Origin of the sequence: Streptomyces sp. NBC_01217, from assembly GCF_035994185.1 — a bacterium.
Classification (GTDB): Bacteria; Actinomycetota; Actinomycetes; order Streptomycetales; family Streptomycetaceae; genus Streptomyces.
On sequence record NZ_CP108538.1, the window covers coordinates 1,841,724 to 1,867,052 of the forward strand.

The following is a 25,329-nucleotide window of genomic DNA, read 5'->3' on the forward strand; positions in this document are numbered from 1 at the left end:
CCGGTGAGGTGCGCCGGGGACCGGAGCAGGGAAGAATGCGCGCCGTGATTGTGGACTGTGCGATCTACCGGGGCGGGCGCCGAACCGAGGGCCCCGCCGACCTCTCCGATGCCCTGGCGGAGGCCCGGGCCACCGGGGACGCCTTCCTCTGGATCGGGCTGCACGAGCCGACGGAGAAGGAATTCGAGCTCGTCAGCAGCGAGTTCGGCCTCCACCCGCTGGCCGTGGAGGACGCCCTGGGCGCGCACCAGCGGCCCAAGCTGGAGGTGTACGACGACTCGCTCTTCGCGGTCATCAAGCCGGTGGTGTACGAGCACCTGAGCGACACGGTGAAGACCGACGAGCTGATGGCCTTCCTTGGCGATTCGTTCGTCGTGACGGTCCGGCACGGGGAGAGCGCGCCGCTCACCGCGGTACGCCGCCGTCTGGAGTCCGAACCGGAGGTCCTGCGGCACGGGCCGACCGCGGTGCTGTACGCGATCAGCGACGCCGTCGTCGACCACTACATCGAGGTGGCGGGCGAGCTCCAGGTCGACCTGGAGGAGCTGGAGGCCGAGGTGTTCGCGCCGACCGGCGTCGTGGACACCAAGAACACCGCGTCCCGTATCTACACCTTCAAGCGGCAGATCCTGGAGTTCCGGCGGGCCACGGGGCCGCTGAGCGAGCCCATGGCCCGTCTGGCGAGCGCGGGCGTGCCGTTCGTCCACGAACACTCGCAGCCGTTCTTCCGCGACGTGAGCGACCATCTGACGCGTGCCAACGAGTACGTGGAGGGGCTGGACCGGCTGCTCTCCGACATTCTCGCGGCGCATCTGGCCCAGGTGGGAGTCCGGCAGAACGACGACATGCGCAAGATCTCGGCCTGGGCGGCGATGGCCGCCGTGCCGACCCTGGTGGCGGGCATCTACGGCATGAACTTCGAGCACATGCCGGAACTCGGCTGGAAGTGGGGCTATCCGGCGGTGATCGTGGTGATGGGTTCGGTGGTCTTCGGCCTGCACCGGCTCTTCAAGCGCCGCGGCTGGCTCTGACCGGCGGTGGGGCGCACCGCCCGGGTCAGGCGAACTCGTGCGCCTGTGTCGCGGGACCGCCCAGTGCGTCGCGCCGCTCGGGCGGCGCCAGGCTCACCATGCGCCGCCAGCCGACGAGCCGTTCGTACGCGTAGACGGCGTGGATCCCCGCGGCCAGCAGCGCCGCCTTGGCCCGGGGCCAGCCCAGGATGCGGCCCATGTGGTCCATCACGGCGAGGCTGACGTCGCGGTAGACCCGGATCTCGGTGAGCGCGCACTCGCGCAGGATGCGCTGGATCGTACGGCCGTGTCCGCAGCGGGCGAGGCGGAGCAGTTCCTCGTGGCAGTACGCCAGGTGGTTGTCCTCGTCGTTCGAGATCATCTTCACCGCGCGGCCGAGGTCGGGGTGGTCGGCGAAGTACTTGCAGAGCAGCGTCATCTGCTCGGAGGCGCGCTGTTCGGTGACCCGGCTGTGAGCGAGGTAGGTGATGATGTCGCGCTCGGAGAGCGGTTCCTCGCGGCCCAGCTGCTCATGGGCGAGGCCGATGCCGTGCTTCTCCAGCAGCATCGTGTAGTCGGTCTCGTGCGGAACCTCGGCCGGCTGCAGCCCCCGCTTCCTCAGCAGCGCGTTGAAGATCCGGCCGTGCTTGTCCTCGTCGGCGCCGTGCCGCGCGATCTTGGGCGCCAGGGCCCGCTGACTCTCGGGCACGAGGGCCGCGATCCGGCCGTTCTCCCAGCCGCCCTGGGACTCGCCGCTGGCAGCGATGGAACAGAACAGCCGGAACGACTCGTCTTCGTCGAGAATCTCCTGGAACAGGTTCCTTGCCGAGAGCATCACTGCCACCTCCGTACCGGCATCCACCGACCGCCAGTCAAATGCGACACGCCCACCCGGGCAACAGGAACGCCCCCCGGCTACGCCGGACGGGGCCGAGACCCCCCACCCGGCCGCCCAGCACTCCCCGGCCCGCCAGGCGTAACCCCGCGCCGCCGCACGCGTTGTTACGCGTAACGGCCGTGGCGGGGACGACCCCCGAGCCCCCACCACGGCCGTAGCGCTGCCCCGCCCCCGGCGCCCAGGCGCCCCCGCGTCTATGCGAGCCCCGACCGCTCCAGCGCGTCCGTACCGGCCCGCAGCGCCGTGATCCGCTCGTCGAGCGTGAACCCGGCCGGGGCCAGGGTCAGCGTCGTGACCCCCGCCGCGGCATAGGCCTGCATCCGCTCCGCGATCCGCTCGACGGAGCCGAGCAGCGTGGTCTGGTCGATCAGCCGGTGCGGCACAGCGGCGGCGGCGCCGCTCTTGTCGCCGGCCAGGTACTTGTCCTGGATCTCGGCGGCTTCCTTCTCGTACCCCATGCGCTGGGCGAGCTGGTTGTAGAAGTTCTGCTTGCGGCTGCCCATGCCGCCCACGTACAGCGCGGTGTACGGACGGAACATGTCCGCGAGGCCGTTGACGTCGTCACCGACGGCGAGCGGCAGGGTGGGGCAGACGTCGAAGCCCTCCATGGTCCTGCCGGCCTTCTCACGGCCCGCCCGCAGGAACTTCACCGCGGTGTCCTCAAGGTGCTCCGCGGACGGGAAGATCAGCAGCGCGCCGTCGGCGATCTCGCCGGTCTGCTCCAGGTTCTTCGGGCCGATCGCGGCGATGTAGAGCGGGATGTGCTCGCGCTGCGGGTGGACGGTGAGCTTGATCGGCTTGCCCGGACCGTCCGGCAGCGGGAGCGTCCAGTGCTGTCCCTCGTACGACAGCCGCTCACGGGACATCGCCCTGCGGACGATCTCGACGTACTCCCGTGTGCGGGCCAGCGGCTTGTCGAACTTGACGCCGTACCAGCCCTCGGAGACCTGCGGTCCCGAGACACCCAGGCCGAGCCGGAAACGGCCGCCGGAGAGCGAGTCGAGCGTGGCGGCGGTCATCGCCGTCATCGCGGGCTGCCGGGCCGGGATCTGCATGATCGCGGAGCCGACGTCGATCGACTCGGTCTGGGCGGCGACCCAGGAGAGCACCGTAGGCGCGTCGGAGCCGTATGCCTCGGCCGCCCAGCAGACGTCGTATCCGAGCCGGTCGGCCTCCTGGGCGACGGCGAGGTTGTCGCCGTCCATTCCCGCGCCCCAGTAACCGAGATTGATGCCGAGCCGCATAGCCGCTCCCCTTACTGATCAGTAACGTCCCTGGGTTCCGGACTCTAGCGCGCGGCTTCGGGTTACGGCAGGGGCGACTTGGCACCGGGTTGTCCACAGGCTTCCGCCGAGTGGGGCTGTGGCCAGTACTCTCAGCGCACATGGAGCAGAGGCATCTGGGCCGCACCGGCCTTCGAGTGTCCCGGATCGGGCTCGGCACCCTCACCTGGGGCCGGGACACCGACGAGCACGACGCTGCCGAACAGCTGAAAGCCTTCTGGGAAGCGGGCGGCACGCTGGTCGACACGGCTGATGTGTACGGCGGTGGGGAGGCCGAATATCTGCTCGGGCGGCTCACCGAGGGCCTGGTGCCACGGCACGATCTGGTCATCGCGACGAAGGCGGGCAGCGTCGCCGACCCGTACCGCCGGTTCAACGGCTCGCGCGGGCATCTGCTGGCCGCGCTGGACGCCTCCCTGGAGCGGCTCGGTACGGATTACGTGGATCTGTGGCAGATCCACGCCTTCGACCCCGTGACCCCGCTGGAGGAGACCCTCCAGGCGGTGGACCTGGCGGTGTCCACCGGCCGCGCCCGGTACGCGGGGGTGTCGAACTACTGCGGCTGGCAGCTGGCCAAGGCGGCGACCTGGCAGCTCGCCTCGCCCGGGGTGCGCACCCGGCTGGCAAGCACCCAGATGGAGTACTCCCTGTTGCAGCGGGGGGTGGAACGCGAGGTGCTGCCCGCCGCGCTCGATCTGGGCGTGGGGCTGCTGCCCTCGTCCCCGCTGGGCCGGGGCGTCCTGACCGGCAAGTACCGCACGGGCACTCCGGCGGACTCGCGCGGCGCGTCGGAGCTGCTGGCCCCGTTCGTCGAGCCGTATCTCGACGATCCGGCGAGCCGCATCGTGGACGCGGTGGCGACGGCCGCCGACGGCCTGGCCACGACGGCGCTCCAAGTGGCTCTCGCCTGGGTGCGGGACCGGCCCGGAGTGGTGGCCCCGATCGTCGGTGCGCGCAACGCGCAGCAGCTCACGGAGGCGTTGTCAGTGGAGGCGCTTAGTCTTCCTGACGAGATCTGCCAGGCGCTCGACGATGTGTCGGCGCCCGTGCACCGCTATCCCGACCAGGACTGGAGCACGCTGTGACTGCGCTTCCCCGGGGGGAAACCCCCGGCTCCCCGGCCGCCGACGACGACAGCGTTGTTGCGGCCCCCTCTGCCGCCGTTCCCGCCCCGCCCGCGGGGGACGAGGGCCATGACGGCGCCGAGGGGCCGACGACGGCCGATGACGCGGAGACGTCCCCGGGAGACGGCGAGGCAGCCGAAGCAGACACCGGGACCGACGGGACAAACGCGGCCGACGGCGCCGTGGACGGGGCGGCCGCCCCCGCGCCGCTCTCCGAGGCCGAGGCCGAGCTGGCCGCCCAGCGTGAGCTCAGAGAGCGGATCGAGAAGCGCAGGGCCGAGAAGGAAAGCCCCATCGCCGCCGGTGCGAAGCTGAGCGGGAAGGCGGCCGATCTGCTGGCGGCCGTACGCGCCGTGGAGAGCGGCGAGAAGCCCGCCACCGCGTTCTTCGACTCCCCCGCACCCTCCGCCTCCCGCCGGACCGCTCCCGCGCCCGCTCCGGTACGCCCCCGCGTGCCCGAGCCCGCCCCGGCGCCCCAGGGCGCCTCACCGGAGGCCGTCACCTCGGCGGCCGCCGTCCTCGCCGAGGGCAGGGCTCCCGGAGAGCTGGCGGGTCCGGCGGCCGAGGTCCTCGGTGCGCAGGCTGCCGAGATCCTGCGCGAGGACCCGTGGCAGTTGCTGGCCGTGCCGGGAGTCAGGCCCGAGCAGGCCGACGGTTTCGCACGGGCGCTGCTGGGCGCCCAGTGCGGTCCGGACGACGAGCGGCGTACGTCGGCGCTGGTCGGCTGGCTGCTGGAGCGAGCCGCACTCCAGGGCCATACGGTGCTGGACGCGACGGCGGTAGGTGCCGCGCTCGCCGAGCGCTCGGTGACCGACCCCGAGGCGGCCGTCCAGCACGCCGTCGCCGAGGGCGTCGTGCTGGTCTTCCAGGACGGACAGGACGACCGTCACGACCAGGAGTCCGCAGCCCCCGCTGAATCCGCTGAACCCGGCGAGAACGCCGAGGCGGGCGCGGCGGACCCGGCAGCTCAGGAACCGGTGCAGGTGCTGCTCGGTCTCGACCGGTACGCACTCGCCGAGGAGAGCCTCGCCGACGGTCTGGCCCGGCTGGTCAACGCCTGCGAGAAGGACGCCGACTGGACGGAGGCCGCCTCGGCCGCCGGCTCCCCGTCGGCCGCCGAGCTGATCAGTGCGGTCGCGGCCCACGGCCTCGTGGCGCACACCGGCGGCGAGGCGGCCAGGGCCGAACCCGCCGCGCTGATCACCGCGGCCCGCGGCCTGGGGCTGCGCGCCCTGGGCGCCGCACACAGCGCAGACGGCAGGCGCCGGCTGGCCGAGGCCGTCGGCGATCCGTCGGCGGCCGTCACACTCGCCGGGCTGCTCTCCGGCGCCGAGGGCCCGGGGCGGGACGAGGAGGGTGCGATCGCCGTCGACCTGCTCGTCTTGCTGGATGCCCCGCAGCTGGACGTCGAGACCGGCGCCGCCCTCGTGGAGTCCCTGGCCGACGGCGCCCGGCTGGTGCTCAGCGGCGACCCGGGCGTGCTGGGCTCGGCGGGTGCGGGACGGGTGTTCGCGGATGTGCTGGCGGCCCGCGCCTGCCCGCAGACCGTGTCCCGTACCCCCGATCCGGGACCGATCGGCGAGCTGGTCTCCGGCATCGGCATCGGTGAGCTGAACCAGGTCGCGGCGCCCGGCAAGGAGGTGGTGATCGTCCCCGTGCGCGATGCGGGCGAAGCGGTGCACCGCACCGTGCAGCTGGTCGCCGACTCGGTGCCGCGCGCCATCGGCGTACCGTCGTCCGACACCCAGGTGATCACCGTCGGCCACGGCGGCTCGGCGGGCACCCGGGCGTTGAACGCGGCGCTGAAGCAGCGGCTCAACCCCGGCCCTGGGCGGTTCGGCGGCTTCGACCCGGGCGACCGTGTCGTCCATGTCCCGGCGCCCGGCAGGACCGTGCCCGGGGTGGTCGTCTCGGCCGACGCCGAGGGCCTGCATCTGGACTGCGCGGGCACGAAGGCCGTCGTACCGCAGGAGCGGGTGGAGTCGTCAGTACGCCACGGCTGGGCCCTCACCGCCCACCAGGCGGCCGGGATGCGGTGGCCCGCGGTGGTCGTCGTACTGCCGGGTGACGCCGCGCAGGGGCTGAGCCGCCCCTGGGTGTACACGGCCTTCAGTCGCGGCGAGCGGCATCTGTCCGTCGTGCACGGGGTGGATCAGGCACTCCCGCGCGCGGTCGCCCAGCCCCCGGCCCAGGACCGCACGACGCGCCTGCGCACCCTGCTGGAGACACCGGCCCAATGACCGGGCCGCGCCCTGCCTGACCGCCACCGGGCGGGCTCCGTTCCGAGCCCGCCCGGCGGACGGATCAGGAGCTGTCCGCCACCAGACCGGCCGGTTTCCCGTCCGATCCGTCCTCGTCGAAGACGGCGCTGACGTCGAAGCGGCAGACCACCAGCTGCGGGTCCGCGTCGTCGAACGGCGCACCGAGCCACTCCCCCGCGTCGGGAAGCTCCTCCGCGGCGGTGACCCAGAGCGTGGAGTCGCCCTCCTCCAGACCGAACTCCATGTGCCGGGAGGCGATCTCGTCCGGTTCGTACTCACCGAAGAGCACTCCGAGCGCGGCATGGACGCTGGAGCCGACCACCGCCGCGCTCCCGCCGGCCCGCTCGTCCGGATCGAGGTCGGCGATCCGCTGGGCCTGGGCGAGCAGCCGCGGCGGCTCCACCACCGCGTAGTCGCGCCGGATCAGCACACTGAGCGCCTTCGGCTCCTCGGGGCCGGTGTACGGCGGCAGGGAGTCCTCCGCACCCGGGATCTCGAAGGGGGTGACCTCGTCGTAACGGTCGTAGAGAAGTTCGTCATAGAACTCGGCGGCAGCGGCCAGGGCGTTGAACGCGTCATAGACGGCGGGATCGTCGTCCCCTGTCCGGCGTTCGACCGCCTCGAGGTGATGGTCGAGCGCGGCTTTGATCGCTTCGGCGGCGGCGCGTACCTCGGCAGCGGTGGGCTGCGCAGCATCAGACATAGTGCAGACGCTATCCGTACACGGGCTCTGCCCGCACAATAGATGCGATGCCGGAATACGAATTTGTCGATGTGTACGTACCGCGCGGGGTGTCCCGGAAGGACACGGCCCGCCTGCTCACCGACCACGCCGAGTACGGGCACTGGGAGTTGGACCGACTCACGCTGCGCCACGACGGCAGCCGCAGGGTGCGGCTGCGCCGACGGATCATCCGCCAGCTCCGGGCCACCTGGTGACATGGAGCGGGCCCCGCAGTCGCGGAGCCCGCTCTCTTCGCTGTGCTTGCGTCGCCGCCGCGGTCCGCTATGCGGACTGACGGGCGCGGCGGTAGAGCACCGTGCCCGCTCCCGCCAGCAGCAGGCCCGCGCTCGCCGGAACCAGCAGGTCGAGCCCGCCCGCTCCGGTGTGTGCGAGTTCGGTGACGTTCTGTGTCTCCGGCGCATTCGGCGTGGTCGGCAGGCCGGGGGCCGGGGGCCGACGCTCGGTGACAGGGGGGGTCGGGGTGCCGACCGGCGGCGTGACGACCTCCGGATCGTTTCCGCAGTCGTTGCCGGAGGCCGGGCCCAGCAGTCCGCCGATGGTGACGCTGTTCCCGCAGGCGTTCACGGGGATGTCGATGGGCACCGCGATGTTGTTGCCCGAGAGCAGACCGGGCGAACCGTTCGCGGTTCCCTCGGCCACCGCCCCGCCCCCGGTGTCGCCCGCGCGGGCCCGGTGCTTGCCGGTCCCCGCCCGGTGCGCCTGGTTCCGGTCGTCGGACGCCTGGCTGCTTGAGGCGTGCCGGCCCGAAGCAGCGCTGTACGAACCGTTTCCGCAGGTGTTTCCCGCGGCCGGGTTGAGCAGTCCTACGACGTCCACGGAGTTGCCGCAGACGTTGACCGGCACGTGGACCGGGATCTGGACCGAATTCCCTGAAAGCACCCCCGGGGAATTCGATGCGCCGTCGGCCGCTCCCGCGTCGGCGTGCGCATACCCACCGCTCAGCGCGAGCACACCGCCCGCTGCTGCCATGGTCATCAGGCCTTTACGCGTGACCTGTCGCATAGGTTGTTTCCTGCCTTCTACCTTCCGGAAACCCCCGGACTCGACCGTGCGGGGGCGGATTACCCAGCGGCCCCGGAGTGCATGGCGTGCACTCCGGGGCCGACCGGATTCAAACCCTTACGGGTTGACGCACAACGTCAGGCGTTGACGCAGGTGTTGCCGAAGGTGGGGTTCAGCAGCCCGATCACGGAGATCGTGTTGCCACACACGTTCACCGGCACGTGCACGGGCACCTGGATGACGTTGCCCGAGAGCACACCGGGGCTGCCGACAGCGGCACCCTGGGCACCGGAGTCCGCGACGGCCATGCCCGCACCCGCGAGCACCAGACCACCGGTGACAGCCGCAGCAGCGACGACCTTCTTGATCATTATTCCTCCTAGTTGGCAATGCGGTCCCAGCCGCGGACCGCATCACTTGTAACGAGGAAGAGGTAATCGGGCTACGAGCGTATGGTTCCTTTCACTCGTTCCGGTCAAATGCGCACACGCAGGCGATTGTTGGCGCGGAGAATCGGCGGAAAAGTGGCAGAGGCTCAGCAGTTGTCGATGAAGCGGTCGAGCACCCGCACACCGAACTGCAGACCGTCCACCGGCACTCGCTCGTCCACACCGTGGAACATGCCTGCGAAGTCCAGCTCCGGCGGCAGCTTCAGCGGGGCGAATCCGAAGCAGCGGATGCCGAGGTCGTCGAAGGACTTGGCGTCGGTGCCGCCGGACAGCATGTAAGGGACGGCACGCGCGATCGGGTCCTCCGCCTTCAGGGCGATCTGCATCGCATCCACGAGCGAACCGTCGAAACTGGTTTCCAGCGCCTTGTCCCCGTGCACGTCCTCGCGCTTCACCCGCGGGCCGAGGATCCGGTCCAGATCGGCCAGGAACTCGTCCTCGAAGCCGGGCAGGAAACGTCCGTCGACATGGGCGGTGGCCTGGCCGGGGATCACGTTCACCTTGTAGCCGGCGCCGAGCATGGTGGGAGCGGCGGAGTTGCGGAGCGTGGCGCCGATCATCTTGGCGATGCCGCCCAGCTTGGCCAGCGTGGCTTCCATGTCCTCCGGGTCGAGCGGGGTGCCGAGCGCATCGGACAGCTCGTCGAGGAAGGACCGCACGGTCTTGGTCACCCGGACCGGCCACTTGTGCCGCCCGAGCCGCCCGACCGCCTCGCAGAGCTCGGTGATCGCGTTGTCGTTGTTGGTCATCGAGCCGTGACCGGCGGTGCCGTCCACGGTGAGCCGCATCCAGTGCATGCCCTTCTCGGCCGTCTCGATGAGATAGAGGCGCAGCTTCTCGTTCACCGTGAAGGAGAAGCCGCCGACCTCGCCGATCGCCTCGGTGACGCCCTCGAAGAGGCCGGGGTGTTTGTCCACGAGATACCGCGCACCGTACGTGCCGCCCGCCTCCTCGTCCGCGAGGAAGGCCAGCACGATGTCGCGCGGGGGCTTGCGGCCGCTGCGCATCCGGTCGCGGACGACCGCGAGGGTCATCGCGTCCATGTCCTTCATGTCGACCGCGCCACGGCCCCACACGCAGCCGTCCGCGACCTCGCCCGAGAACGGATGGTGCGTCCAGTCGTGGGCATTGGCCGGAACCACATCGGTGTGGCCGTGGATCAGCAGCGCGGGCTTGGAGGGGTCCTCGCCCTCGATCCGTGCCACGGTCGAGGCCCGGCCCTTGTGGGACTCGAAGATCTGCGGCTCCAGCCCGACCTCGGCGAGCTTTTCCGCGACATACTCGGCGGCGGCCCGCTCACCCGGTCCCGAGTGGTCCCCGTAGTTGCTGGTGTCGATCCGGATCAGCTCACGACAGAGGTCCACGACCTCGTCCTCGCCCGAGACGGTCCGGGCCGTGTTGGTCTCGCTCACACTGCTTCCTTCCACTGTCGCTGTGGTGCTCCTCCTCATCCTCCCGCGCCGGGCCCGTGCGCCCAAGGGCCACCACCTCTCGTCATGCGCCCTTCACACTCCCCCTGGCGTGATCGAGCACCCCCGGATGTTTGCTATTGTTTTCCACGTCGGAACGGGCCGGGCCCGCGAGACAGACACCTTGTCCGGGTGGCGGAATGGCAGACGCGCTAGCTTGAGGTGCTAGTGCCCTTTATCGGGCGTGGGGGTTCAAGTCCCCCCTCGGACACAGAGAGAATGCCGATCAGGAGCGATCCTGGTCGGCATTCGGCGTTGTGCGCGCAGGGTTGCGTACGGGCCGGAGCAGGGAAGATCCCTTGTCGAAACGGCTGTCCCCTCGCTGACGTCCAGCGGCACGGAGGGCACTGCCGGGCGAGGAGTCCCGTGAACCGCACACACACGCCCGCCCCGACCTGGTACGAGGACAGGGCTCCGGGATCGGGTGGGCTGGAGCCGCGCGCCTGGTACGCGGGGTCGGACGCCGGGCGGCTGTCGCTGAACGGGGAGTGGCGCCTGCGGCTCTCCCCGGGCGCCGCCACCGAGGACGAGTCCTTCGCGCGGCCCGGATTCGACGCCTCGGGGTGGGGCACGGTCGCGGTCCCCGGGCACTGGGTGCTGCAGGGGGCCGGCGGGTCTCCCTCGTATACGAATGTGGTGTACCCCTTCCCCGTCGATCCGCCGCGGGTGCCCACCGGCAATCCGACCGGGGACCATCTGCGGACCTTCGATCTGCCCGGCGGATGGCCCGGGGACGGCGAGGTCGTGCTCCGCTTCGACGGGGTGGAGTCCTGCGCCCGGGTCTGGCTCAACGGACAGGAGCTGGGCGATTTCAAGGGGTCGCGGCTGCCTCACGAGTTCGCGGTCGGCGGGCTGCTGCGGGCCAGGGGCAATGTGCTGGCCGTACGGGTGCACCAGTGGTCGTCGGGGAGCTATCTGGAGGACCAGGACCAGTGGTGGCTGCCCGGGATCTTCCGGGACGTGACGCTGCTGGAGCGGCCGCGGGGCGCGCCGCGGGACTTCTTCGTGCATGCCGGTTACGACCATCGCGACGGGTCCGGGACCTTGCGGGTGGAGTGCGAAGGGGCCGCGGGACGGGTCGTCGTGCCCGAGCTGGGTGTCGATGTCGCCACGGGCGAGGCCGTGACCGCGGCGGTCGATCCGTGGACGGCCGAGACGCCCCGGCTGTACGACGGGGAGCTGGTGACGGCCGGTGAACGGATCCCCCTGCGGGTGGGGTTCCGTACCGTCGTCGTCGAGGACGGCCTGATCAGGGTCAACGGGCGGCGGGTGCTCTTTCGCGGGGTGAACCGGCACGAGTTCCACCCGGAGACCGGGCGGACCGTGGACGCGGAGACCATGCGGCGCGATCTGGTGCTGATGAAGCAGCACAACATCAACGCCGTGCGGACCAGCCACTATCCGCCGCATCCAGCCTTTCTCGATCTCTGCGACGAGCTGGGGCTCTGGGTGATCGACGAATGCGATCTGGAGACTCATGGCTTTGTCGACCTGGGGTGGCGCGACAACCCGGTGGACGACGAGCGGTGGACCCCGGCGCTGCTCGACCGGGCCGCACGGATGGTGGAGCGCGACAAGAACCATCCGTCGGTGATCATCTGGTCGCTCGGCAACGAGTGCGGAACGGGTCGCGGACTGAGCGCGATGGCCGGGTGGATCCGGGGGCGGGATCCGGAGAGGCTGCTGCATTACGAGGGCGATCCGTCCTGCCGGGACGTCGACCTGTACTCGCGGATGTATCCGGACCACGCCGAGGTCGAGTTGATCGGCAGGCGGGCGGAGGCGCCCTGGGACGATGCGGAGTTGGACGCGCGGCGGCGTGCGATGCCGTTCCTGCTGTGCGAGTACGGGCACGCGATGGGGAACGGTCCGGGCGGTCTCGGCGAGTACCAGCGGCTGTTCGAGCGGTACGAGCGCTGCCAGGGCGGTTTCGTCTGGGAGTGGATCGATCACGGCATCGCCCACCCCGGGCACGGTTTCGCCTACGGCGGGGATTTCGGCGAGGAGTTGCACGACTCCAACTTCGTCTGCGACGGGCTGCTCTTCCCCGACCGCACCCCCTCCCCAGGGCTGATCGAGTACAAGAAGGTCGTCGAACCCGTACGGATCGAGCCCGTGGCAGGGGCGGGCTCGGTCAGGATCTCCAACGGGTACGACTTCACGGGGCTGGAGCACCTGGACTTCGTGTGGTCGTACGAGGTGGACGGCGTGCTCGTCGGCTCGGGCGCGTTCGATGTGCCGGAGCTGGCGCCCGGTGCGTCGGCCGAGGTGGGGCTGGAGATGGAGGGCGCAGGAGTGTGGACGGTACGGGCGGTGCTCGGCCGGGACACCGCCTGGGGCGAGCGCGGGCACGTGGTGGCGTGGGGGCAGGCGGAGACGGTGGCCGCTGCCGCTTTCCCGGCCGCGGTGGGTGAGCGGCCGGAGCGGGGCGCGGGAGTGATCACCCTCGGGGCGGGCGTCTTCGACGCGGCGACCGGGGCGCTGGCGCGGCTCGGCGGAGTGCCGGTGCAGGGGCTGCGGCTGGATGTGTGGCGGGCGCCGACGGACAACGACAACGGTGCGGCGTGGCAGCCGGACGAGCGGTACGGGCCGCGCTGGCGGGAGTCGGGGCTGCACCGGATGCGGCACCGGATCGACGCGGTCGAGGCGGACGGGGACGCGTTGGTCGTACGGACCCGGGTGGCGCCCGCGGGGCTGGGCCTGGGCCTGCGGACCGCGTACCGGTGGACGGCCGACGGGGAGCGGCTGGGGCTGACGGTGTCCGTGGTGCCGGAGGGCGAGTGGCGGGTGCCGCTGCCCCGGCTGGGCATCCGGTTCGGGCTGCCTGCCGCGTACGGCGGGGCGCGCTGGTTCGGCGGCGGGCCCGGCGAGGCGTACCCGGACACCCGGGCCGCGGCGGTGCTCGGGCGGTGGGAGATGTCCGTGGACGCGATGCAGACCCCGTACGTCCGGCCGCAGGAGAACGGTGCGCGGGCCGACGTCCGGTGGGCGGAGCTGAGGGCGGGCAGCGGGGCGGGTGTTCGGGTCGCGGGGGGTGCGCCGTTCTGGTTCACCGCGAGGCGGTGGACGAGTGAGCAGCTGGATGCGGCGGAGCACGGACCGGAGCTGGTGGCCGGGGAGACCGTCTGGGTCAACCTGGACCATGCGGTGCAGGGCATCGGGTCGCAGTCGTGCGGGCCGGGGGTGCTGCCGCGGTACCGGCTGGCCGCGGAGGCCGCGGAGTTCTCGTTCGTGTTCTCGACCACGCAGTGAGCGGGCAGGTGGCTGTGCCGCCCGCTGCCGGTGGGGCGTGACCTGCGGTGACGCATGACAGGATGGTCGGCACCATGACCATCAGCACCGTCAGCCGGCGCGTCCCGGGCGCCGATGAGCAGGCAGGGCCTGCGCGATGAGAGGCCGTGCGAAGCCTCCGTCGGCGCCTCTGCCGCAGCGCGGCGGGATCGATCCGGTCCGGGTGCGGCTCCCGGAGGATCCGGACGGGCGGTGGGCGACAGTCCGCGATCATCTGCTGGCGCGGTTCGCCGGTGCGATCGGCGCGGACCGGGTGGACGCGATGGTGGCCGAGGGCCGGTTCGTCTCCCTACAGGGTCCGGTGTCCGCCGAGGAGCCGTACGCCGTCGGCCGGTACATCTGGTTCCACCGGGACTTCGCGCCCGAGGAACCGGTGCCGTTCCCGGTCGGTGTCGTGTACCGCGACGCGCATCTCGTCATCGCCGACAAACCGCACTTCCTCGCCACGACACCGCGCGGCCGGCACATCACCGAGACCGCCGTGGCGCGGCTCCGCCGGGAGCTGGGGCTGCCGTCGCTGCAGCCCGCGCACCGGCTGGACCGGCTGACCGCGGGTCTCGTCCTCTTCGTCGTACGGCCCGAGGAGCGGGGTGCGTACCAGACCATGTTCCGGGACAGGCTGGTGCGCAAGGAGTACGAGGCGGTGGCACCGTACGACCCCTCGATCGCCTTCCCCCGTACGGTACGCAGCCGGATCGTCAAGGAGCGCGGGGTCATCGCCGCCCGCGAGGAGCCGGGCGAGCCGAACAGCGAGAGCCGGATCGAGCTGCTGGAGCACCGAAAGGCCGTGGGCCGCTACCGGTTGCTGCCCGCCACCGGGCGCACCCATCAGCTGCGGGTCCATATGAACAGCCTGGGGCTGCCGCTCGTCCACGATCCGGTCTACCCGGTGGTGCAGGCGGAGGGTGCGACCGACGGCTGGTCGCACCCGCTCCAGCTCCTCGCCCGGGTGCTGGAGTTCACCGATCCGGTCACGGGTGGGCCGCGCCGCTTCGAGAGCGGGCTGCGGCTGTCGGCGTGGCCGGAGCGGTGAGACTTCGCGGCGTGCTCAGTGTCCGCGGGCGATCCACTCGTCCAGATGCGGGGCCTCCGCGCCGATGGTCGTCGAATCGCCGTGTCCGGTACGGACGGTGGTCTCCGGAGGCAAGATCAGCAGCCGGTCCCTGATCGACGCGACGATCGTCGGGAAGTGGGAGAAGGACCGCCCGGTGGCGCCGGGCCCGCCCCGGAAGAGCGTGTCGCCCGTGAAGACGGTGGCCGACCCGGGGGCGTACAGGCAGACGGCACCCGGGGCGTGACCGGGGGTGTGCAGGACCTGGAGGGTCGTTCCGGCGATCTCCAGCTCCTGGCCCTCGGCCAGTTCGCCGTCCGGGGCGCGGTCGGGGTGGGTCTGCTTCCACAGCGGCAGGTCGTCGGGGTGCAGCAGGATCGGCGCGCCGGTGGCGTCGGCGAGGGCCGGGGCCGCGTCGATGTGGTCGTTGTGCGCGTGCGTGCAGACGATGGCGCGCAGCGTACGGCCGTTCAGCGCGGCCTCGATGGCGGCTGCGTCGTGGGCGGCGTCGATGACGATCGCCTCGGTTTCGTCGCCGACGATCCAGACGTTGTTGTCGACGTCCCACTCCCCGCCGTCGAGGGCGAAGGTGCCGGAGGTGACGAGGTGGTCGATGCGGGCGGCCATCAGAGGACCACCACCGAGCGCAGCACGTCGCCGTCGTGCATCCGGGCGAAGGCCTGCTCGATGTCGCCGAGTCCGATGGTCTCGGTGACGAACGCGGCGAGGTCGATCCGGCCCTGCTGGTGCAGGTCGATGAGCATCGGGAAGTCGCGCGAGGGCAGGCAGTCGCCGTACCAGGAGGACTTGAGCGAGCCGCCGCGGCCGAAGACGTCGATGAGCGGCAGCTCCAGCTGCATCTCGGGGGTCGGGACGCCGACCAGGACGACGGTGCCGGCGAGATCGCGGGCGTAGAAGGCCTGCTTGTACGTCTCCGGGCGGCCGACCGCCTCGATGACGACGTCCGCGCCGTTGCCGCCGGTCAGGGAGCGGATCGCCTCGACCGGGTCGGCGGAGCGGGAGTTGACGGTGTGGGTGGCGCCCATCGACTTCGCCGTCTCCAGCTTGCGGTCGTCGATGTCCACGGCGATGATCTTCGCCGCGCCGGCCAGCCGCGCGCCCGCGATCGCCGCGTCACCGACGCCGCCGCAGCCGATCACGGCGACCGAGTCGCCGCGGCCGACCTGCCCGGTGTTGATGGCGGCGCCGATGCCCGCCATCACACCGCAGCCGAGCAGCCCGGCGACGGCCGGGGAGACCTCCGGGTCGACCTTGGTGCACTGACCGGCGGCGACGAGGGTCTTCTCGGCGAACGCGCCGATGCCGAGCGCGGGCGACAGCTCGGTGCCGTCGAGCAGCGTCATCTTCTGCTTGGCGTTGTGGGTGTTGAAGCAGTACCAGGGGCGGCCGCGCAGACACGCACGACACTGTCCGCACACGGCACGCCAGTTGAGGATGACGAAGTCTCCGGGCGCGACGTCCGTGACGCCCTCGCCGACGGACTCCACGATGCCCGAGGCCTCATGGCCGAGCAGGAAGGGGAATTCGTCGTTGATGCCGCCCTGCTTGTAGTGCAGATCGGTGTGGCAGACGCCGCACGCCTGGATCTTCACCACGGCCTCGCCGGGGCCCGGGTCCGGGATCACGATCGTCTCGACCCGTACCGGCTCGTTCTTCCCTGGTGCGATGACCCCTTGCACCTGCTGCGACATACCGTCGTCTCCCTGTTTCCGTCATTTCGCGAAGATCGAACACGAACAACCGTACGCCCCGTGAGGGTGTCACGACGGCGCGCCGCGTTGGCGGGAAACGGCGGGTGTCCACCCGGTGGGAGGTACCTAATTCGGCCGTCGGGTCAGGCGCGGGACCGGACCGGCGAGGATCGGGCGGGGCGGCCTTCAGGGCGCGAGCACGTCCAGTTCGTGCAGGGCGCCGACCGCGATCTCCTTCGTCAGGCGTTCCGCCGCCGCCGCGTCGCCCTCGCGCACCGCTTCGGCCAGCCGGACATGGAGGGTGACGGCCGCCGGGTCGGGGTCCTCGAACATCACCTGGTGGTGGGTGCGTCCCGCCAGGACCTCGGCGACGACGTCGCCGAGCCGGGCGAACATCTCGTTGCCGGAGGCGTTGAGCACGATCCGGTGGAACGCGATGTCGTGCTCCAGATAGCCCTCCAGCTGCTGGCCGCGCGAGGTGGCGACCATACCGAGCGCGCACTCGGTGAGGGCCGCGCACTGCTCGGGGGTGGCGTTGCGGGCGGCGAGGCCCGCCGCGACCGGTTCGATCGCCGAGCGGAGCACGGTCAGCGAGCGCAGCTGGCGGGGGCGGTCGGCGCCGGCCAGCCGCCATCGGATGACCTGCGGATCGTAGACGTTCCACGCCTCGGTCGGCCGTACGGTCACGCCGACCCGGCGCCGGGACTCGACCAGGTGCATGGATTCGAGGACGCGGACCACTTCGCGTACGACCGTGCGCGAGACGTCGAAGCGCTGGGCCACCTCGTCGGTGCGCAGAACCTCTCCCGGCCGGTGCTCCCCCGCGGCGATCTCCAGACCCAGGGTGTCCAGCACATGTGTATGCAGCCCAGGGCCCTGTGTGGTCATGGGCACAGCCTACGGGGCGCCCCTCGGGAACAAAAAGTACGACGTTTATGTCACAGCATCTTGAATAAGTCGTACGTATACGTTTCAGTAGCGCGACGGACCGATGTCGAGGAAGACGTCGACGAAGACAGCGAGGCACCACCAATGAGCACCCCCCACGTCATCGTGGTGATGGGCGTCGCAGGGACCGGCAAGACCACGATCGGCCCCCTGCTCGCCGCCGAACTCGGCGTTCCGTACGCCGAGGGCGATGACTTCCATCCCGCGGCGAACATCGCCAAGATGTCGGCCGGCACCCCGCTGGACGACTCCGACCGGTGGCCCTGGCTGGATGCGATCGGCCAGTGGGCACACGGCCGGGCGGGGCTCGGCGGCGTCGTGAGCAGTTCGGCGCTCAAGCGGGTCTACCGGGACCGGCTGCGGGCCGAGGCCCCCGGCGCCCTCTTCCTCCAACTGACCGGCGACCGGGCGCTGATCGAGCAGCGCATGGCGGAGCGCAAGGGTCACTTCATGCCCACCGCACTGCTCGACTCGCAGTTCGCCACCCTGCAGCCGCTGCAGGAGGACGAGGCCGGAGTCTCGGTCGATGTGTCCGGCACCCCCGAAGAAATCACCCAACGAGCCGTCGCCGCGTTGCGCCGGCTCGATAACTAAGGATCACCACCGTGACCAGTCTCAGCGTCGAGATGCTGGCAGCGGATGCCGTCGAACCGATCACTTCGGCAGGCAACGCGCAGCTGGGCATCGCCGTCCTGGCGGGCATCGCCGTCATCGTTCTGCTCATCACCAAGTTCAAGATGCACGCGTTCCTCGCGCTGACCATCGGCTCGCTGGCGCTCGGTTCGTTCGCCGGCGCCGCACCGGCCAAGACGATCGCCAGCTTCACTGCCGGCCTCGGCTCGACCGTCGCGGGTGTCGGTGTCCTCATCGCGCTCGGCGCCATTCTGGGCAAGCTGCTCGCCGACTCCGGCGGCGCGGACCAGATCGTCGACACCATCCTCGCGAAGGCGAACGGCCGGACCATGCCGTGGGCGATGGTGCTGATCGCCTCGATCATCGGTCTGCCGCTGTTCTTCGAGGTCGGGATCGTGCTGCTGATCCCGGTGGTGCTGCTCGTCGCCAAGCGCGGCAACTACTCCCTGATGCGGATCGGCATCCCGGCGCTGGCCGGTCTCTCCGTGATGCACGGGCTGATCCCGCCGCACCCCGGCCCGCTGGTCGCGATCGACGCCCTCGGCGCCAACCTCGGTGTCACGCTCGCGCTGGGCGTGCTGGTGGCGATCCCGACCGTGATCATCGCCGGTCCGGTCTTCTCCCGCTACGCCGCGCGCTGGGTGGACATCAAGGCTCCGGAGAAGATGATCCCGCAGCGTCCCTCCGAGGACCTGGACCGTCGTCCCAGCTTCGGCGCCACCCTGGCGACGATCCTGCTGCCCGTCGTGCTGATGCTGGTCAAGGCCCTGGTCGACATCGTCGTGGACGACCCGGAGAACCATGTCCAGCGGGTCACCGATGTGATCGGCTCGCCGCTGATCGCACTCCTCGCGGCCGTCGTGGTCGGCATGTTCACGCTGGGCCGGGCGGCCGGTTTCACCAAGGGCCGGCTCTCCACCACCGTCGAGAAGTCCCTCGCCCCGATCGCGGGTGTGCTGCTGATCGTGGGTGCGGGCGGCGGTTTCAAGCAGACCCTCATCGACGCCGGCGTGGGCCAGATGATCCTGGACTTCTCCAAGGACTGGTCGATACCGGCACTGCTGCTGGGCTGGCTGATCGCCGTCGCGATCCGGCTCGCGACCGGTTCGGCGACCGTGGCCACCATCTCGGCGGCCGGTCTGGTCGCCCCGCTGGCCGCCGACATGTCGACGTCCCACGCCGCCCTGCTGGTCCTCGCCGTCGGCGCGGGCTCGCTCTTCTTCAGCCACGTCAATGACGCCGGGTTCTGGCTGGTGAAGGAGTACTTCGGCATGAACGTCGGCCAGACGGTGAAGACCTGGTCGGTGATGGAGACCATCATCTCCGTGGTCGCGCTGGCCTTCATCCTGCTGCTCTCGCTAGTCCTCTAGCGAGCTGCCGCCCGCACGGTCCTCCCCCCACAGCCCGTGCTGTGACCGTGCCCAATGGCGCTCGACCGACCCGGTGCGCATGCCACGGCGTGCCTCCGGGTCGGCGAGCGCCATTGCCATGTGCCCGGCCAGCACGATTCCGATCGCCAGTGCCAGCCAGTCATGGACGAAGGTCGCGCTCGTGCGCCACACCAGCGGCGCGAGGCCGGTGAACCACATCAGTGACCCGGTGCCGGCCATCACCAGCACCGCGCCCGCGATCCAGGCCGCGTACAGCTTCTGCCCGGCGTTGAACTTCCCGGCCGGACGAGCCTCGGGCCGGTGGTCGCGGCGGTACACGGCGCGCAGCCACTGCCGGTCGTGCGGCCCGAAGCGGTTGAGCCGGGACAGGTCGGCCCGCAGCGCCCTCGAACCCAGACCCGCCAGGAACGGTACGGGGATCAGCACTCCGGACCACTCGTGCACGGTGACCACGAGGTGGCGGCGGCCGACGAGCTCGGCGAGCTGGGGCACGTACAGACACGCCGCGCTCGCCACGCACACCAGCATCAGCGTCGCCGTGGTGCGGTGCACCCAGCGCTCCGCGCCGCTGAAGCGCCGCACACGCTCCGCGGGGTCAGGTGGTGGGAGCGTCGTCGCGGCCGTTGGACCGGCCGACCCAGGCGTCGACGTCATAGCCGAGCTCCTCCCAGTAGCCGGGGCGCACGGAGTCGGTGACGGTGATCCCGGAGAGCCATTTCGCCGACTTGTAGAAGTACATCGGGGCCACGTAGAGCCGGACAGGGCCGCCGTGGGAGTGGGCCAGCGGCCGGTCGCGCATGCGCAGCGCGACCAGCACATCGGCGCGGCGCGCCTGCGCGAGCGTGAGGCTCTCGCTGTAGGTGCCGTCGAAGCAGGTGAAGCGGACGGCCCCGGCCCCGGGCCGTACACCCGCCGCGTCCAGCAGCGCCGAGAGCCGCACCCCCTCGAAGGGGGTCTCGGGCACCCGCCAGCCCGTGACGCACTGGACGTCGCGGACCATCCGGGTCTGCGGCAGGGCGCGCAGGGCGTCCAGGGTGTACGAGGCCGGGCGGTCGACCAGTCCGTCGACGCTCAGCCGGTAGTCGGCCGCGCTCTTCTTCGGTACGGACGTGGCGACGGAGTAGTAGCGGAAGCCGCCGCCGTTGGGGAGCAGTCCGGTCAGGCCGGTGGGGTCCTTGCCCGCGACCGTGCCGAGACCGGATTCCAGCGTGCGCTGCAGCACGGGCGCCGCGACGACTCCGGCGGCGCCGAGACCGAGCATGGCCAGGACGACACGGCGGCCGAGCGGTGTGCCTTCGGCGTCGGGAGGGCGACTGTTCACCCGACCATTCGAACATCTGCGGCCGTCGGCCACCAGGGGCCGCGGGCGCGAACTCGTACCCGCTGTCAACTCCGTTAATTCTGCGCGCAGTTGACGAACCCCGACCGGGCCCGCATCCCGGCCCCGCTCGCGGCGGCCCATGTCAGACTTGGCGCCATGTCGAACCGAGAACCTCTCAAGCCCTTTCTGCTCGCCTTTCCCGGGCCGCTGCGCGATCAGCTGGTGAGGGCGGTGCTCGCCGGTGTGAAGGTGTCGACGACCGGGCTGCTCGCGGAGTACGAGGCGGAGAAGGAGGAGCTGCCGCCGGTGGGCGAGCGGTCCGCGCTGATCGACTCGGACGGCCGGGAGATCGCGGTGCTGGAGGTGACGGAGGTACGGGTGCTGCGCCTGGGCGACATCGGTCTTCAGCACGCGATCGACGAGGGCGAGGGCGACACATCGGTGGCCCAGTGGCGTGCGGGACATGAGAGGTTCTGGCACAGCAAGGAGATGCGCGAGGCGCTCGGCGACCCGGAGTTCACCGTCGACGACGACACCATGGTCGTCGCCGAGCGGTTCCGGGTCGTCGAGCTTCTGGATCCCGTGGTCGGGGCGACGGAGCGGTAGCCGGACCCGCCGCGCCCAGGGCCTACGACGTGGCCTGCGCCGCCGCCCGGCCCGCCGCGCGGCCGGAGAAGATGCAACCGCCGAGGAAGGTCCCCTCCAGCGAGCGGTAGCCGTGCACCCCGCCGCCGCCGAAGCCGGCCGCCTCCCCCGCCGCGTACACACCCGCCAGGGGTGTGCCGTCCTCGGTGAGCACCCGGGACGACAGGTCCGTCTCCAGTCCGCCGAGCGACTTGCGGGTCAGGATGTTGAGCCGTACGGCGATCAGCGGACCGGCCTTGGGGCCGAGGATGCGGTGCGGTGCGGCCGTACGGATCAGCTTGTCGCCGAGATAGGCGCGGGCGCCGCGGATCGCGGTGATCTGGAGGTCCTTGGTGAAGGGGTTGGCGATCTCGCGGTCGCGGGCGGTGATCTCGCGGCGCAGTTCGGCCTCGTCGATCAGCGGCTCGTCGGTGAGTGCGTTCATACCGCGGACGAGCGCGGAAAGGTCCTTCTCGACGACGAAGTCCACCCCATTGTCCATGAACGCCTTCACCGGCGCCGGTACGTCGGCGCGGGCCCGGCCGATCACGCCGCGGATGGACTTTCCGGTCAGGTCGGGGTTCTGTTCGGAGCCCGAGAGCGCGAACTCCTTGCCGATGATCTTCTGGTCGAGGACGAACCAGGTGTGGTCGTGGCCGGACTTCATGATGTGTTCGAGGGTGCCGAGGGTGTCGAAGCCCGGGAAGAGCGGGACCGGCAGCCGCTTGCCGCGGGCGTCCAGCCAGAGCGAGGACGGTCCGGGCAGGATGCGGATGCCGTGCCTGGCCCAGATCGGGTTCCAGTTCTCGATGCCCTCGGTGTAGTGCCACATCCGGTCGCGGTTGATGTGGTGGGCGCCCGCCTCCTCGGTGATGCCGAGCATGAGTCCGTCGACGTGGGCCGGGACGCCGGAGAGCATCTTCGCGGGCGGGGTGCCGAGCCGCGCGGGCCACTGCTTGCGTACGAGGTCGTGGTTGCCGCCGATGCCGCCGGAGGTGACGATCACCGCCTGGGCCCTCAGCTCGAAGGTGCCGGCCGTCACCCGGCTGCTCGCGGTGCCGCGGGCAGCGGCGCTCGGCTCCAGGATCTCGCCGGTCACCGTGTCGACGGTGCCCGCGGTGCGGCCGAGGCCGGTGACCCGGTGGCGAAACCTCAGCTGCACGAGCCCCTTGGCGACGCCCTCGCGGACCCGGCGCTCGAAGGGGGCGACGACGCCGGGGCCGGTGCCCCAGGTGATGTGGAAGCGGGGTACGGAGTTGCCGTGGCCGTTCGCGTCGTAGCCGCCGCGCTCCGCCCAGCCGACGACGGGGAAGAGCCGCAGCCCCTGGGCGTGCAGCCAGGAGCGCTTCTCACCGGCAGCGAAGTCGACGTACGCCTCGGCCCACTTCCGCGGCCAGTGGTCCTCCTTGCGGTCGAAGCCCGCCGTGCCGAACCAGTCCTGGAGGGCCAGCTCATGGCTGTCCTTGATCCGCATCCGGCGCTGCTCGGGCGAGTCGACGAGGAAGAGGCCGCCGAAGGACCAGTGGGCCTGACCGCCGATCGACTGTTCGGGCTCCTGGTCGAGCAGGATCACCGAACGGCCCGCGTCGACCAGCTCGGCGGTGGCCACGAGCCCCGCGAGCCCCGCCCCGATAACGATCACATCAGCGTCGTACGCCATGGGTTCCATCCTTGTCGGGGGCGATCCGGTCACGGCCACCGTGCCGGTCCGGCCGGGAAGCCGGAAGTTACTCGTGCGTCAGATCCTCTGCACCGGCCGTCGCGGCGTCAACCGCCCGGTCGGCGGCACTCCGGCCGCAGCCGCGCGGCACAGGCGCTATCGTCGAAACAAATCACCCACTTCTGGCCTGACTTGAGGTAGAAGCGTGTCGGTGCTGGTCCTCGTGCTCGCCGTGAGTGCCGCCTGCTGCCTGGGATTCGGCTTCGTCCTGCAGCAGGCCGCCGCTTCGCACGCCCCGAGGAGCGACTACCTCTCACCCCGGCTGCTGCTGGACCTGATGCGGGTGCCGAGCTGGCTGGCCGGGATCGGGCTGATGGTCTGCGGCATGGTGCTGGGCGCCCTGGCCCTGGGCAAGGGTGAGGTGTCCGTCGTCGAACCCCTGCTCGCGACCAATCTGCTCTTCGCGATGGCCCTGTCGCGCCATCGCACCGGACAGCGGCTCGGCCGCCAGGGCTGGGCCGGGCTCTGGCTGCTGGCCGGCGGGGTCGCCGCGTTTCTGCTGGCGGGCCAGCCGCAGGGCGGCGAGGCGGTGACCAGTCCACTGCGGCACTGGCTGGTCATCGGCGTGGTCGTGGGCACGGCCCTGCTGCTCACCGCGGTCGCCAGGCGCTCGGATTCCGGAGCCGCCCCGGCGCTGCTCGCGGTGGCCGCCGGGCTGCTGTACGGCTTGCAGGACGCGCTGACCCGGGTGACCGGCCAGCGGCTGTCCGACGACGGGTGGTCGGCGCTGGTGACGTCGTGGCAGCCGTACGCGGTGGCGGTGCTGGGGGTGACGGGTCTGCTCCTGGTGCAGAGCGCGTTCGAGACGGGTCCGCTGCGGGTCTCGCTGCCCCCGCTGACCGCGGCCCAGCCGCTGGCCGGGATCGCCTGCGGGGTCGGCTTCCTCGGCGACCAGCTGCGCACCGACACCGGTGCGCTGGCCTGGCAGGCGGCCGGTCTCGCGGCGATCGTCGTCGGGATCGTACTGCTGGGACTCCATCCGGCGATGCCGGAGGGGCCGGTGGGCGGGCGCCGGGAGAAGAGCCTCCAGCCGAACTGAGCGGGGCGATCATCAGCGCCGGTGGTCTGAGGTTGGATGAGGACATGACTCCTTCTGACGAGATCCTGGACATCGTCGACGAGAACGACGTGGTCGTGGGGCAGGCCCCGCGCGGTGAGGCGACCGCGCGGGGCCTGCGCCATCGCTGCGTCTTCATCGAGGCCCGCGATGCCGCGGGGCGGCTCTTCGTACACCGCAGGACGCCCACGAAACTGGTCTTCCCGTCCTGCTACGACATGTTCGTCGGCGGGGTGGTCGGGGCCGGTGAGTCCTACGACGAGGCGGCGCTGCGGGAGGCCGAGGAGGAGCTGGGGGTCTCGGGGCTCCCCCGCCCCGAGCCGCTGTTCAAGTTCCTCTACGAGAGCGCCGAGCACTCCTGGTGGAGCCACATCTACCAGGTACGGTGCGAGCTCCCGGTGAACCCGCAGGTGGAGGAGATCGCCTGGCACACCTTCCTCACCGATGCGGAGCTGGAGCAGCGGCTCGGTGACTGGGAGTGGGTGCCGGACGGCCTGGAGACGTACCACCGGCTGCGGACCTTCCGGGCGGGCGGGGCGCCCTCCTGAGTCCCGGGCTCCGGTCACCGGTCCATCCAGCCGGTCCCTCTAGGGTTCACGCGTGAACGAATTCGTACAGAGTCTGCGTCTGTGGTTCGCGCCGCAGCGGATCCGCGAAGAGGGCGACACCCCCGACTACCGGTTCTCGCTCGCCAACGAGCGCACCTTCCTCGCCTGGATCCGGACCGCTCTCGCACTGATCGGCGGCGGTTTCGCGGTCGATCAGTTCCTGCCGGAGCTGGCGTGGGGTGTCCGCACGGGTCTGGCGCTGGCGCTGCTGGCGGCCGGTGTGCTGTGCGCGCTGCGGGCGATCAATCACTGGGTGCGGTGCGAGCGGGCGATGCGGCGCGGGGAGGATCTGCCGGTCTCGCGGTTCCCGACGCTGCTCGGTCTCGCGGTGGCCGTCGTCGCCGTGGCGATGGTGGTGGTGGTCCTCTTCGGCTGGGAGGGCCGGTGACGGCCGACGGGCGCGATCCCGGGCTGTGTGAGCGCGATCCCGGGCTGCAGCCGGAGCGGACGAGGCTGGCGTGGCGGCGTACGACGCTGTCGTGCACGGTGGTGGCGCTGCTGGCGGTCAGGCAGGCGCTGCACGCCGGGACGGGCCCGGCCGCGGTCGTCGCCGTGGCGCTGAGCGCACTGGCCTGGCTGGGGTTCCTTCGGGTGGCGCACCGGCGGGTGCTCGGGATGGGGGACGCGCGGCCGCAGCCGCTGTCGGCGCGCGGGGCGCTGACCGCGGCGGCGTGCACGGTCGCGCTGGCGGTGTTCGCCGCGGCCATGCTGTTCTGAGGCCCGGCTCCGAGG

25 protein-coding genes and 1 tRNA gene are annotated in these 25,329 nt (G+C 71.2%); 14 read left to right on the forward strand and 12 right to left on the reverse strand.

From position 1 onward, the window contains the following. The first annotated feature begins 35 nt into the window (after positions 1-35). Entirely contained in the window at positions 36-1,031 is a 996-nt protein-coding gene (gene corA / locus OG507_RS07980; RefSeq protein ID WP_327366440.1) for a magnesium/cobalt transporter CorA, read from the forward strand. A 25-nt stretch (positions 1,032-1,056) separates the two neighbouring features. On the opposite strand, the gene OG507_RS07985 is transcribed toward corA, so the two are convergent. Together OG507_RS07985 and OG507_RS07990 are read right to left on the reverse strand one after the other, a co-directional pair. Beyond that, on the reverse strand, positions 1,057-1,845 hold the full coding sequence (locus OG507_RS07985; protein ID WP_327366441.1) for a ferritin-like domain-containing protein: 789 nt from the start codon (positions 1,843-1,845) through the stop codon (positions 1,057-1,059). Between the two features lie 257 nt (positions 1,846-2,102). Continuing rightward, a complete protein-coding gene (locus tag OG507_RS07990; RefSeq protein ID WP_327366442.1) occupies positions 2,103-3,152 on the reverse strand; it encodes an LLM class F420-dependent oxidoreductase in 1,050 nt (349 codons plus the stop codon). A gap of 140 nt (positions 3,153-3,292) precedes the next feature. Between OG507_RS07990 and OG507_RS07995 the strand changes: the two genes are divergently transcribed. Beyond that, the gene (locus OG507_RS07995; protein WP_327366443.1) at positions 3,293-4,276 is read left to right on the forward strand and encodes an aldo/keto reductase; all 984 of its coding nucleotides are present in this window, start codon (positions 3,293-3,295) and stop codon (positions 4,274-4,276) included. After that, a complete protein-coding gene (locus OG507_RS08000; protein ID WP_327366444.1) occupies positions 4,273-6,555 on the forward strand; it encodes a helix-hairpin-helix domain-containing protein in 2,283 nt (760 codons plus the stop codon). Before OG507_RS07995 ends, OG507_RS08000 begins: the two co-directional genes overlap by 4 nt. A 64-nt stretch (positions 6,556-6,619) precedes the next feature. Here OG507_RS08000 and OG507_RS08005 read toward each other — a convergent pair whose 3' ends face one another. Then, positions 6,620-7,279 carry a hypothetical protein gene (locus tag OG507_RS08005; protein ID WP_327366445.1) on the reverse strand — a complete coding sequence of 220 codons (660 nt, stop codon included), beginning with the start codon at positions 7,277-7,279 and terminating at the stop codon, positions 6,620-6,622. Between the two features lie 47 nt (positions 7,280-7,326). Between OG507_RS08005 and OG507_RS08010 the strand changes: the two genes are divergently transcribed. After that, positions 7,327-7,515: a DUF5703 family protein gene (locus OG507_RS08010; RefSeq protein WP_327366446.1), complete on the forward strand. Its 189-nt coding sequence runs from the start codon at positions 7,327-7,329 to the stop codon at positions 7,513-7,515. Positions 7,516-7,582: 67 nt separating this feature from the next. Here OG507_RS08010 and OG507_RS08015 read toward each other — a convergent pair whose 3' ends face one another. The 3 genes from OG507_RS08015 to OG507_RS08025 all read right to left on the reverse strand — a co-directional run bounded on the left by OG507_RS08015 (position 7,583) and on the right by OG507_RS08025 (position 10,184). Then, positions 7,583-8,323 carry a chaplin gene (locus tag OG507_RS08015; protein ID WP_327366447.1) on the reverse strand — a complete coding sequence of 247 codons (741 nt, stop codon included), beginning with the start codon at positions 8,321-8,323 and terminating at the stop codon, positions 7,583-7,585. Positions 8,324-8,460: 137 nt separating this feature from the next. Continuing rightward, positions 8,461-8,694 carry a chaplin ChpH gene (chpH, locus tag OG507_RS08020; protein WP_327366448.1) on the reverse strand — a complete coding sequence of 78 codons (234 nt, stop codon included), beginning with the start codon at positions 8,692-8,694 and terminating at the stop codon, positions 8,461-8,463. Between the two features lie 164 nt (positions 8,695-8,858). Then, positions 8,859-10,184 carry a M20/M25/M40 family metallo-hydrolase gene (locus OG507_RS08025; protein WP_327366449.1) on the reverse strand — a complete coding sequence of 442 codons (1,326 nt, stop codon included), beginning with the start codon at positions 10,182-10,184 and terminating at the stop codon, positions 8,859-8,861. 183 nt (positions 10,185-10,367) lie between these two features. Here OG507_RS08025 and OG507_RS08030 point away from each other — a divergent pair. The 3 genes from OG507_RS08030 (at position 10,368) to OG507_RS08040 (ending at position 14,565) form a co-directional block, all read left to right on the forward strand. Then, positions 10,368-10,452, forward strand: a tRNA-Leu gene (locus OG507_RS08030). A 155-nt stretch (positions 10,453-10,607) separates the two neighbouring features. After that, positions 10,608-13,493, forward strand: coding sequence for a glycoside hydrolase family 2 TIM barrel-domain containing protein (locus OG507_RS08035; RefSeq protein ID WP_327366450.1), 2,886 nt, complete (start codon positions 10,608-10,610; stop codon positions 13,491-13,493). 136 nt (positions 13,494-13,629) lie between these two features. Next, complete coding sequence (locus OG507_RS08040; protein ID WP_327366451.1) at positions 13,630-14,565, forward strand: pseudouridine synthase; 936 nt, start codon at positions 13,630-13,632, stop codon at positions 14,563-14,565. A 15-nt stretch (positions 14,566-14,580) separates the two neighbouring features. Here OG507_RS08040 and OG507_RS08045 read toward each other — a convergent pair whose 3' ends face one another. From OG507_RS08045 to OG507_RS08055, 3 genes are all read right to left on the reverse strand, one after another. After that, positions 14,581-15,210 (reverse strand): MBL fold metallo-hydrolase, encoded by a 630-nt coding sequence (locus tag OG507_RS08045; protein ID WP_327366452.1) that lies wholly within the window; start codon positions 15,208-15,210, stop codon positions 14,581-14,583. Next, positions 15,210-16,295: an S-(hydroxymethyl)mycothiol dehydrogenase gene (locus tag OG507_RS08050; protein WP_327366453.1), complete on the reverse strand. Its 1,086-nt coding sequence runs from the start codon at positions 16,293-16,295 to the stop codon at positions 15,210-15,212. Before OG507_RS08050 ends, OG507_RS08045 begins: the two co-directional genes overlap by 1 nt. A 186-nt stretch (positions 16,296-16,481) precedes the next feature. Beyond that, positions 16,482-17,183 carry a FadR/GntR family transcriptional regulator gene (locus tag OG507_RS08055; protein ID WP_327366454.1) on the reverse strand — a complete coding sequence of 234 codons (702 nt, stop codon included), beginning with the start codon at positions 17,181-17,183 and terminating at the stop codon, positions 16,482-16,484. Between the two features lie 144 nt (positions 17,184-17,327). Between OG507_RS08055 and OG507_RS08060 the strand changes: the two genes are divergently transcribed. After that, positions 17,328-17,837, forward strand: coding sequence for a gluconokinase (locus tag OG507_RS08060; RefSeq protein ID WP_327366455.1), 510 nt, complete (start codon positions 17,328-17,330; stop codon positions 17,835-17,837). A gap of 11 nt (positions 17,838-17,848) precedes the next feature. Beyond that, positions 17,849-19,246, forward strand: a complete 1,398-nt coding sequence (locus tag OG507_RS08065) for a GntT/GntP/DsdX family permease (RefSeq protein WP_327366456.1) — start codon at positions 17,849-17,851, stop codon at positions 19,244-19,246. Here OG507_RS08065 and OG507_RS08070 read toward each other — a convergent pair. Beyond that, the gene (locus tag OG507_RS08070) at positions 19,235-19,921 is read right to left on the reverse strand and encodes a cytochrome b/b6 domain-containing protein (RefSeq protein ID WP_327366457.1); all 687 of its coding nucleotides are present in this window, start codon (positions 19,919-19,921) and stop codon (positions 19,235-19,237) included. The genes OG507_RS08065 and OG507_RS08070 overlap by 12 nt on opposite strands. Then, positions 19,863-20,528, reverse strand: a complete 666-nt coding sequence (locus OG507_RS08075; RefSeq protein ID WP_327371898.1) for a molybdopterin-dependent oxidoreductase — start codon at positions 20,526-20,528, stop codon at positions 19,863-19,865. Before OG507_RS08075 ends, OG507_RS08070 begins: the two co-directional genes overlap by 59 nt. 216 nt (positions 20,529-20,744) lie before the next feature. Between OG507_RS08075 and OG507_RS08080 the strand changes: the two genes are divergently transcribed. Further along, on the forward strand, positions 20,745-21,194 hold the full coding sequence (locus OG507_RS08080; protein ID WP_327366458.1) for an ASCH domain-containing protein: 450 nt from the start codon (positions 20,745-20,747) through the stop codon (positions 21,192-21,194). Positions 21,195-21,216: 22 nt separating this feature from the next. Here the strand turns inward: OG507_RS08080 and OG507_RS08085 are convergent, their stop codons facing one another. Continuing rightward, positions 21,217-22,872 (reverse strand): FAD-binding dehydrogenase, encoded by a 1,656-nt coding sequence (locus tag OG507_RS08085; RefSeq protein WP_327366459.1) that lies wholly within the window; start codon positions 22,870-22,872, stop codon positions 21,217-21,219. Between the two features lie 205 nt (positions 22,873-23,077). On the opposite strand from OG507_RS08085, the gene OG507_RS08090 reads away from it, so the two are divergent. The 4 genes from OG507_RS08090 to OG507_RS08105 are packed head-to-tail and all read left to right on the forward strand — an operon-like array spanning position 23,078 to position 25,314. Further along, positions 23,078-23,971, forward strand: a complete 894-nt coding sequence (locus OG507_RS08090) for a DMT family transporter (RefSeq protein WP_327366460.1) — start codon at positions 23,078-23,080, stop codon at positions 23,969-23,971. Positions 23,972-24,015: 44 nt separating this feature from the next. Further along, the gene (locus tag OG507_RS08095; protein ID WP_327366461.1) at positions 24,016-24,537 is read left to right on the forward strand and encodes an NUDIX domain-containing protein; all 522 of its coding nucleotides are present in this window, start codon (positions 24,016-24,018) and stop codon (positions 24,535-24,537) included. A gap of 52 nt (positions 24,538-24,589) precedes the next feature. Continuing rightward, positions 24,590-24,985 carry a YidH family protein gene (locus tag OG507_RS08100; RefSeq protein WP_327366462.1) on the forward strand — a complete coding sequence of 132 codons (396 nt, stop codon included), beginning with the start codon at positions 24,590-24,592 and terminating at the stop codon, positions 24,983-24,985. Next, complete coding sequence (locus OG507_RS08105) at positions 24,982-25,314, forward strand: DUF202 domain-containing protein (protein ID WP_327366463.1); 333 nt, start codon at positions 24,982-24,984, stop codon at positions 25,312-25,314. Before OG507_RS08100 ends, OG507_RS08105 begins: the two co-directional genes overlap by 4 nt. Positions 25,315-25,329 lie beyond the last annotated feature (15 nt).

What these genes read in the sequence shown, in the direction of transcription:
- OG507_RS08015 (WP_327366447.1), bottom strand. Translation starts at nt 8,323, where the DNA reads ATGCGACAGGTCACGCGTAAAGGCCTGATGACCATGGCAGCAGCGGGC.
- corA (WP_327366440.1), top strand. Translation starts at nt 36, where the DNA reads ATGCGCGCCGTGATTGTGGACTGTGCGATCTACCGGGGCGGGCGCCGA.
- OG507_RS07995 (WP_327366443.1), top strand. Translation starts at nt 3,293, where the DNA reads ATGGAGCAGAGGCATCTGGGCCGCACCGGCCTTCGAGTGTCCCGGATC.
- chpH (WP_327366448.1), bottom strand. Translation starts at nt 8,694, where the DNA reads ATGATCAAGAAGGTCGTCGCTGCTGCGGCTGTCACCGGTGGTCTGGTG.
- OG507_RS08055 (WP_327366454.1), bottom strand. Translation starts at nt 17,183, where the DNA reads ATGACCACACAGGGCCCTGGGCTGCATACACATGTGCTGGACACCCTG.
- OG507_RS08010 (WP_327366446.1), top strand. Translation starts at nt 7,327, where the DNA reads ATGCCGGAATACGAATTTGTCGATGTGTACGTACCGCGCGGGGTGTCC.
- OG507_RS08045 (WP_327366452.1), bottom strand. Translation starts at nt 15,210, where the DNA reads ATGGCCGCCCGCATCGACCACCTCGTCACCTCCGGCACCTTCGCCCTC.
- OG507_RS07990 (WP_327366442.1), bottom strand. Translation starts at nt 3,152, where the DNA reads ATGCGGCTCGGCATCAATCTCGGTTACTGGGGCGCGGGAATGGACGGC.
- OG507_RS07985 (WP_327366441.1), bottom strand. Translation starts at nt 1,845, where the DNA reads ATGCTCTCGGCAAGGAACCTGTTCCAGGAGATTCTCGACGAAGACGAG.
- OG507_RS08060 (WP_327366455.1), top strand. Translation starts at nt 17,328, where the DNA reads ATGAGCACCCCCCACGTCATCGTGGTGATGGGCGTCGCAGGGACCGGC.
- OG507_RS08040 (WP_327366451.1), top strand. Translation starts at nt 13,630, where the DNA reads ATGAGAGGCCGTGCGAAGCCTCCGTCGGCGCCTCTGCCGCAGCGCGGC.
- OG507_RS08080 (WP_327366458.1), top strand. Translation starts at nt 20,745, where the DNA reads ATGTCGAACCGAGAACCTCTCAAGCCCTTTCTGCTCGCCTTTCCCGGG.
- OG507_RS08085 (WP_327366459.1), bottom strand. Translation starts at nt 22,872, where the DNA reads ATGGCGTACGACGCTGATGTGATCGTTATCGGGGCGGGGCTCGCGGGG.
- OG507_RS08050 (WP_327366453.1), bottom strand. Translation starts at nt 16,295, where the DNA reads ATGTCGCAGCAGGTGCAAGGGGTCATCGCACCAGGGAAGAACGAGCCG.
- OG507_RS08075 (WP_327371898.1), bottom strand. Translation starts at nt 20,528, where the DNA reads ATGCTCGGTCTCGGCGCCGCCGGAGTCGTCGCGGCGCCCGTGCTGCAG.
- OG507_RS08005 (WP_327366445.1), bottom strand. Translation starts at nt 7,279, where the DNA reads ATGTCTGATGCTGCGCAGCCCACCGCTGCCGAGGTACGCGCCGCCGCC.
- OG507_RS08095 (WP_327366461.1), top strand. Translation starts at nt 24,016, where the DNA reads ATGACTCCTTCTGACGAGATCCTGGACATCGTCGACGAGAACGACGTG.
- OG507_RS08070 (WP_327366457.1), bottom strand. Translation starts at nt 19,921, where the DNA reads ATGACGTCGACGCCTGGGTCGGCCGGTCCAACGGCCGCGACGACGCTC.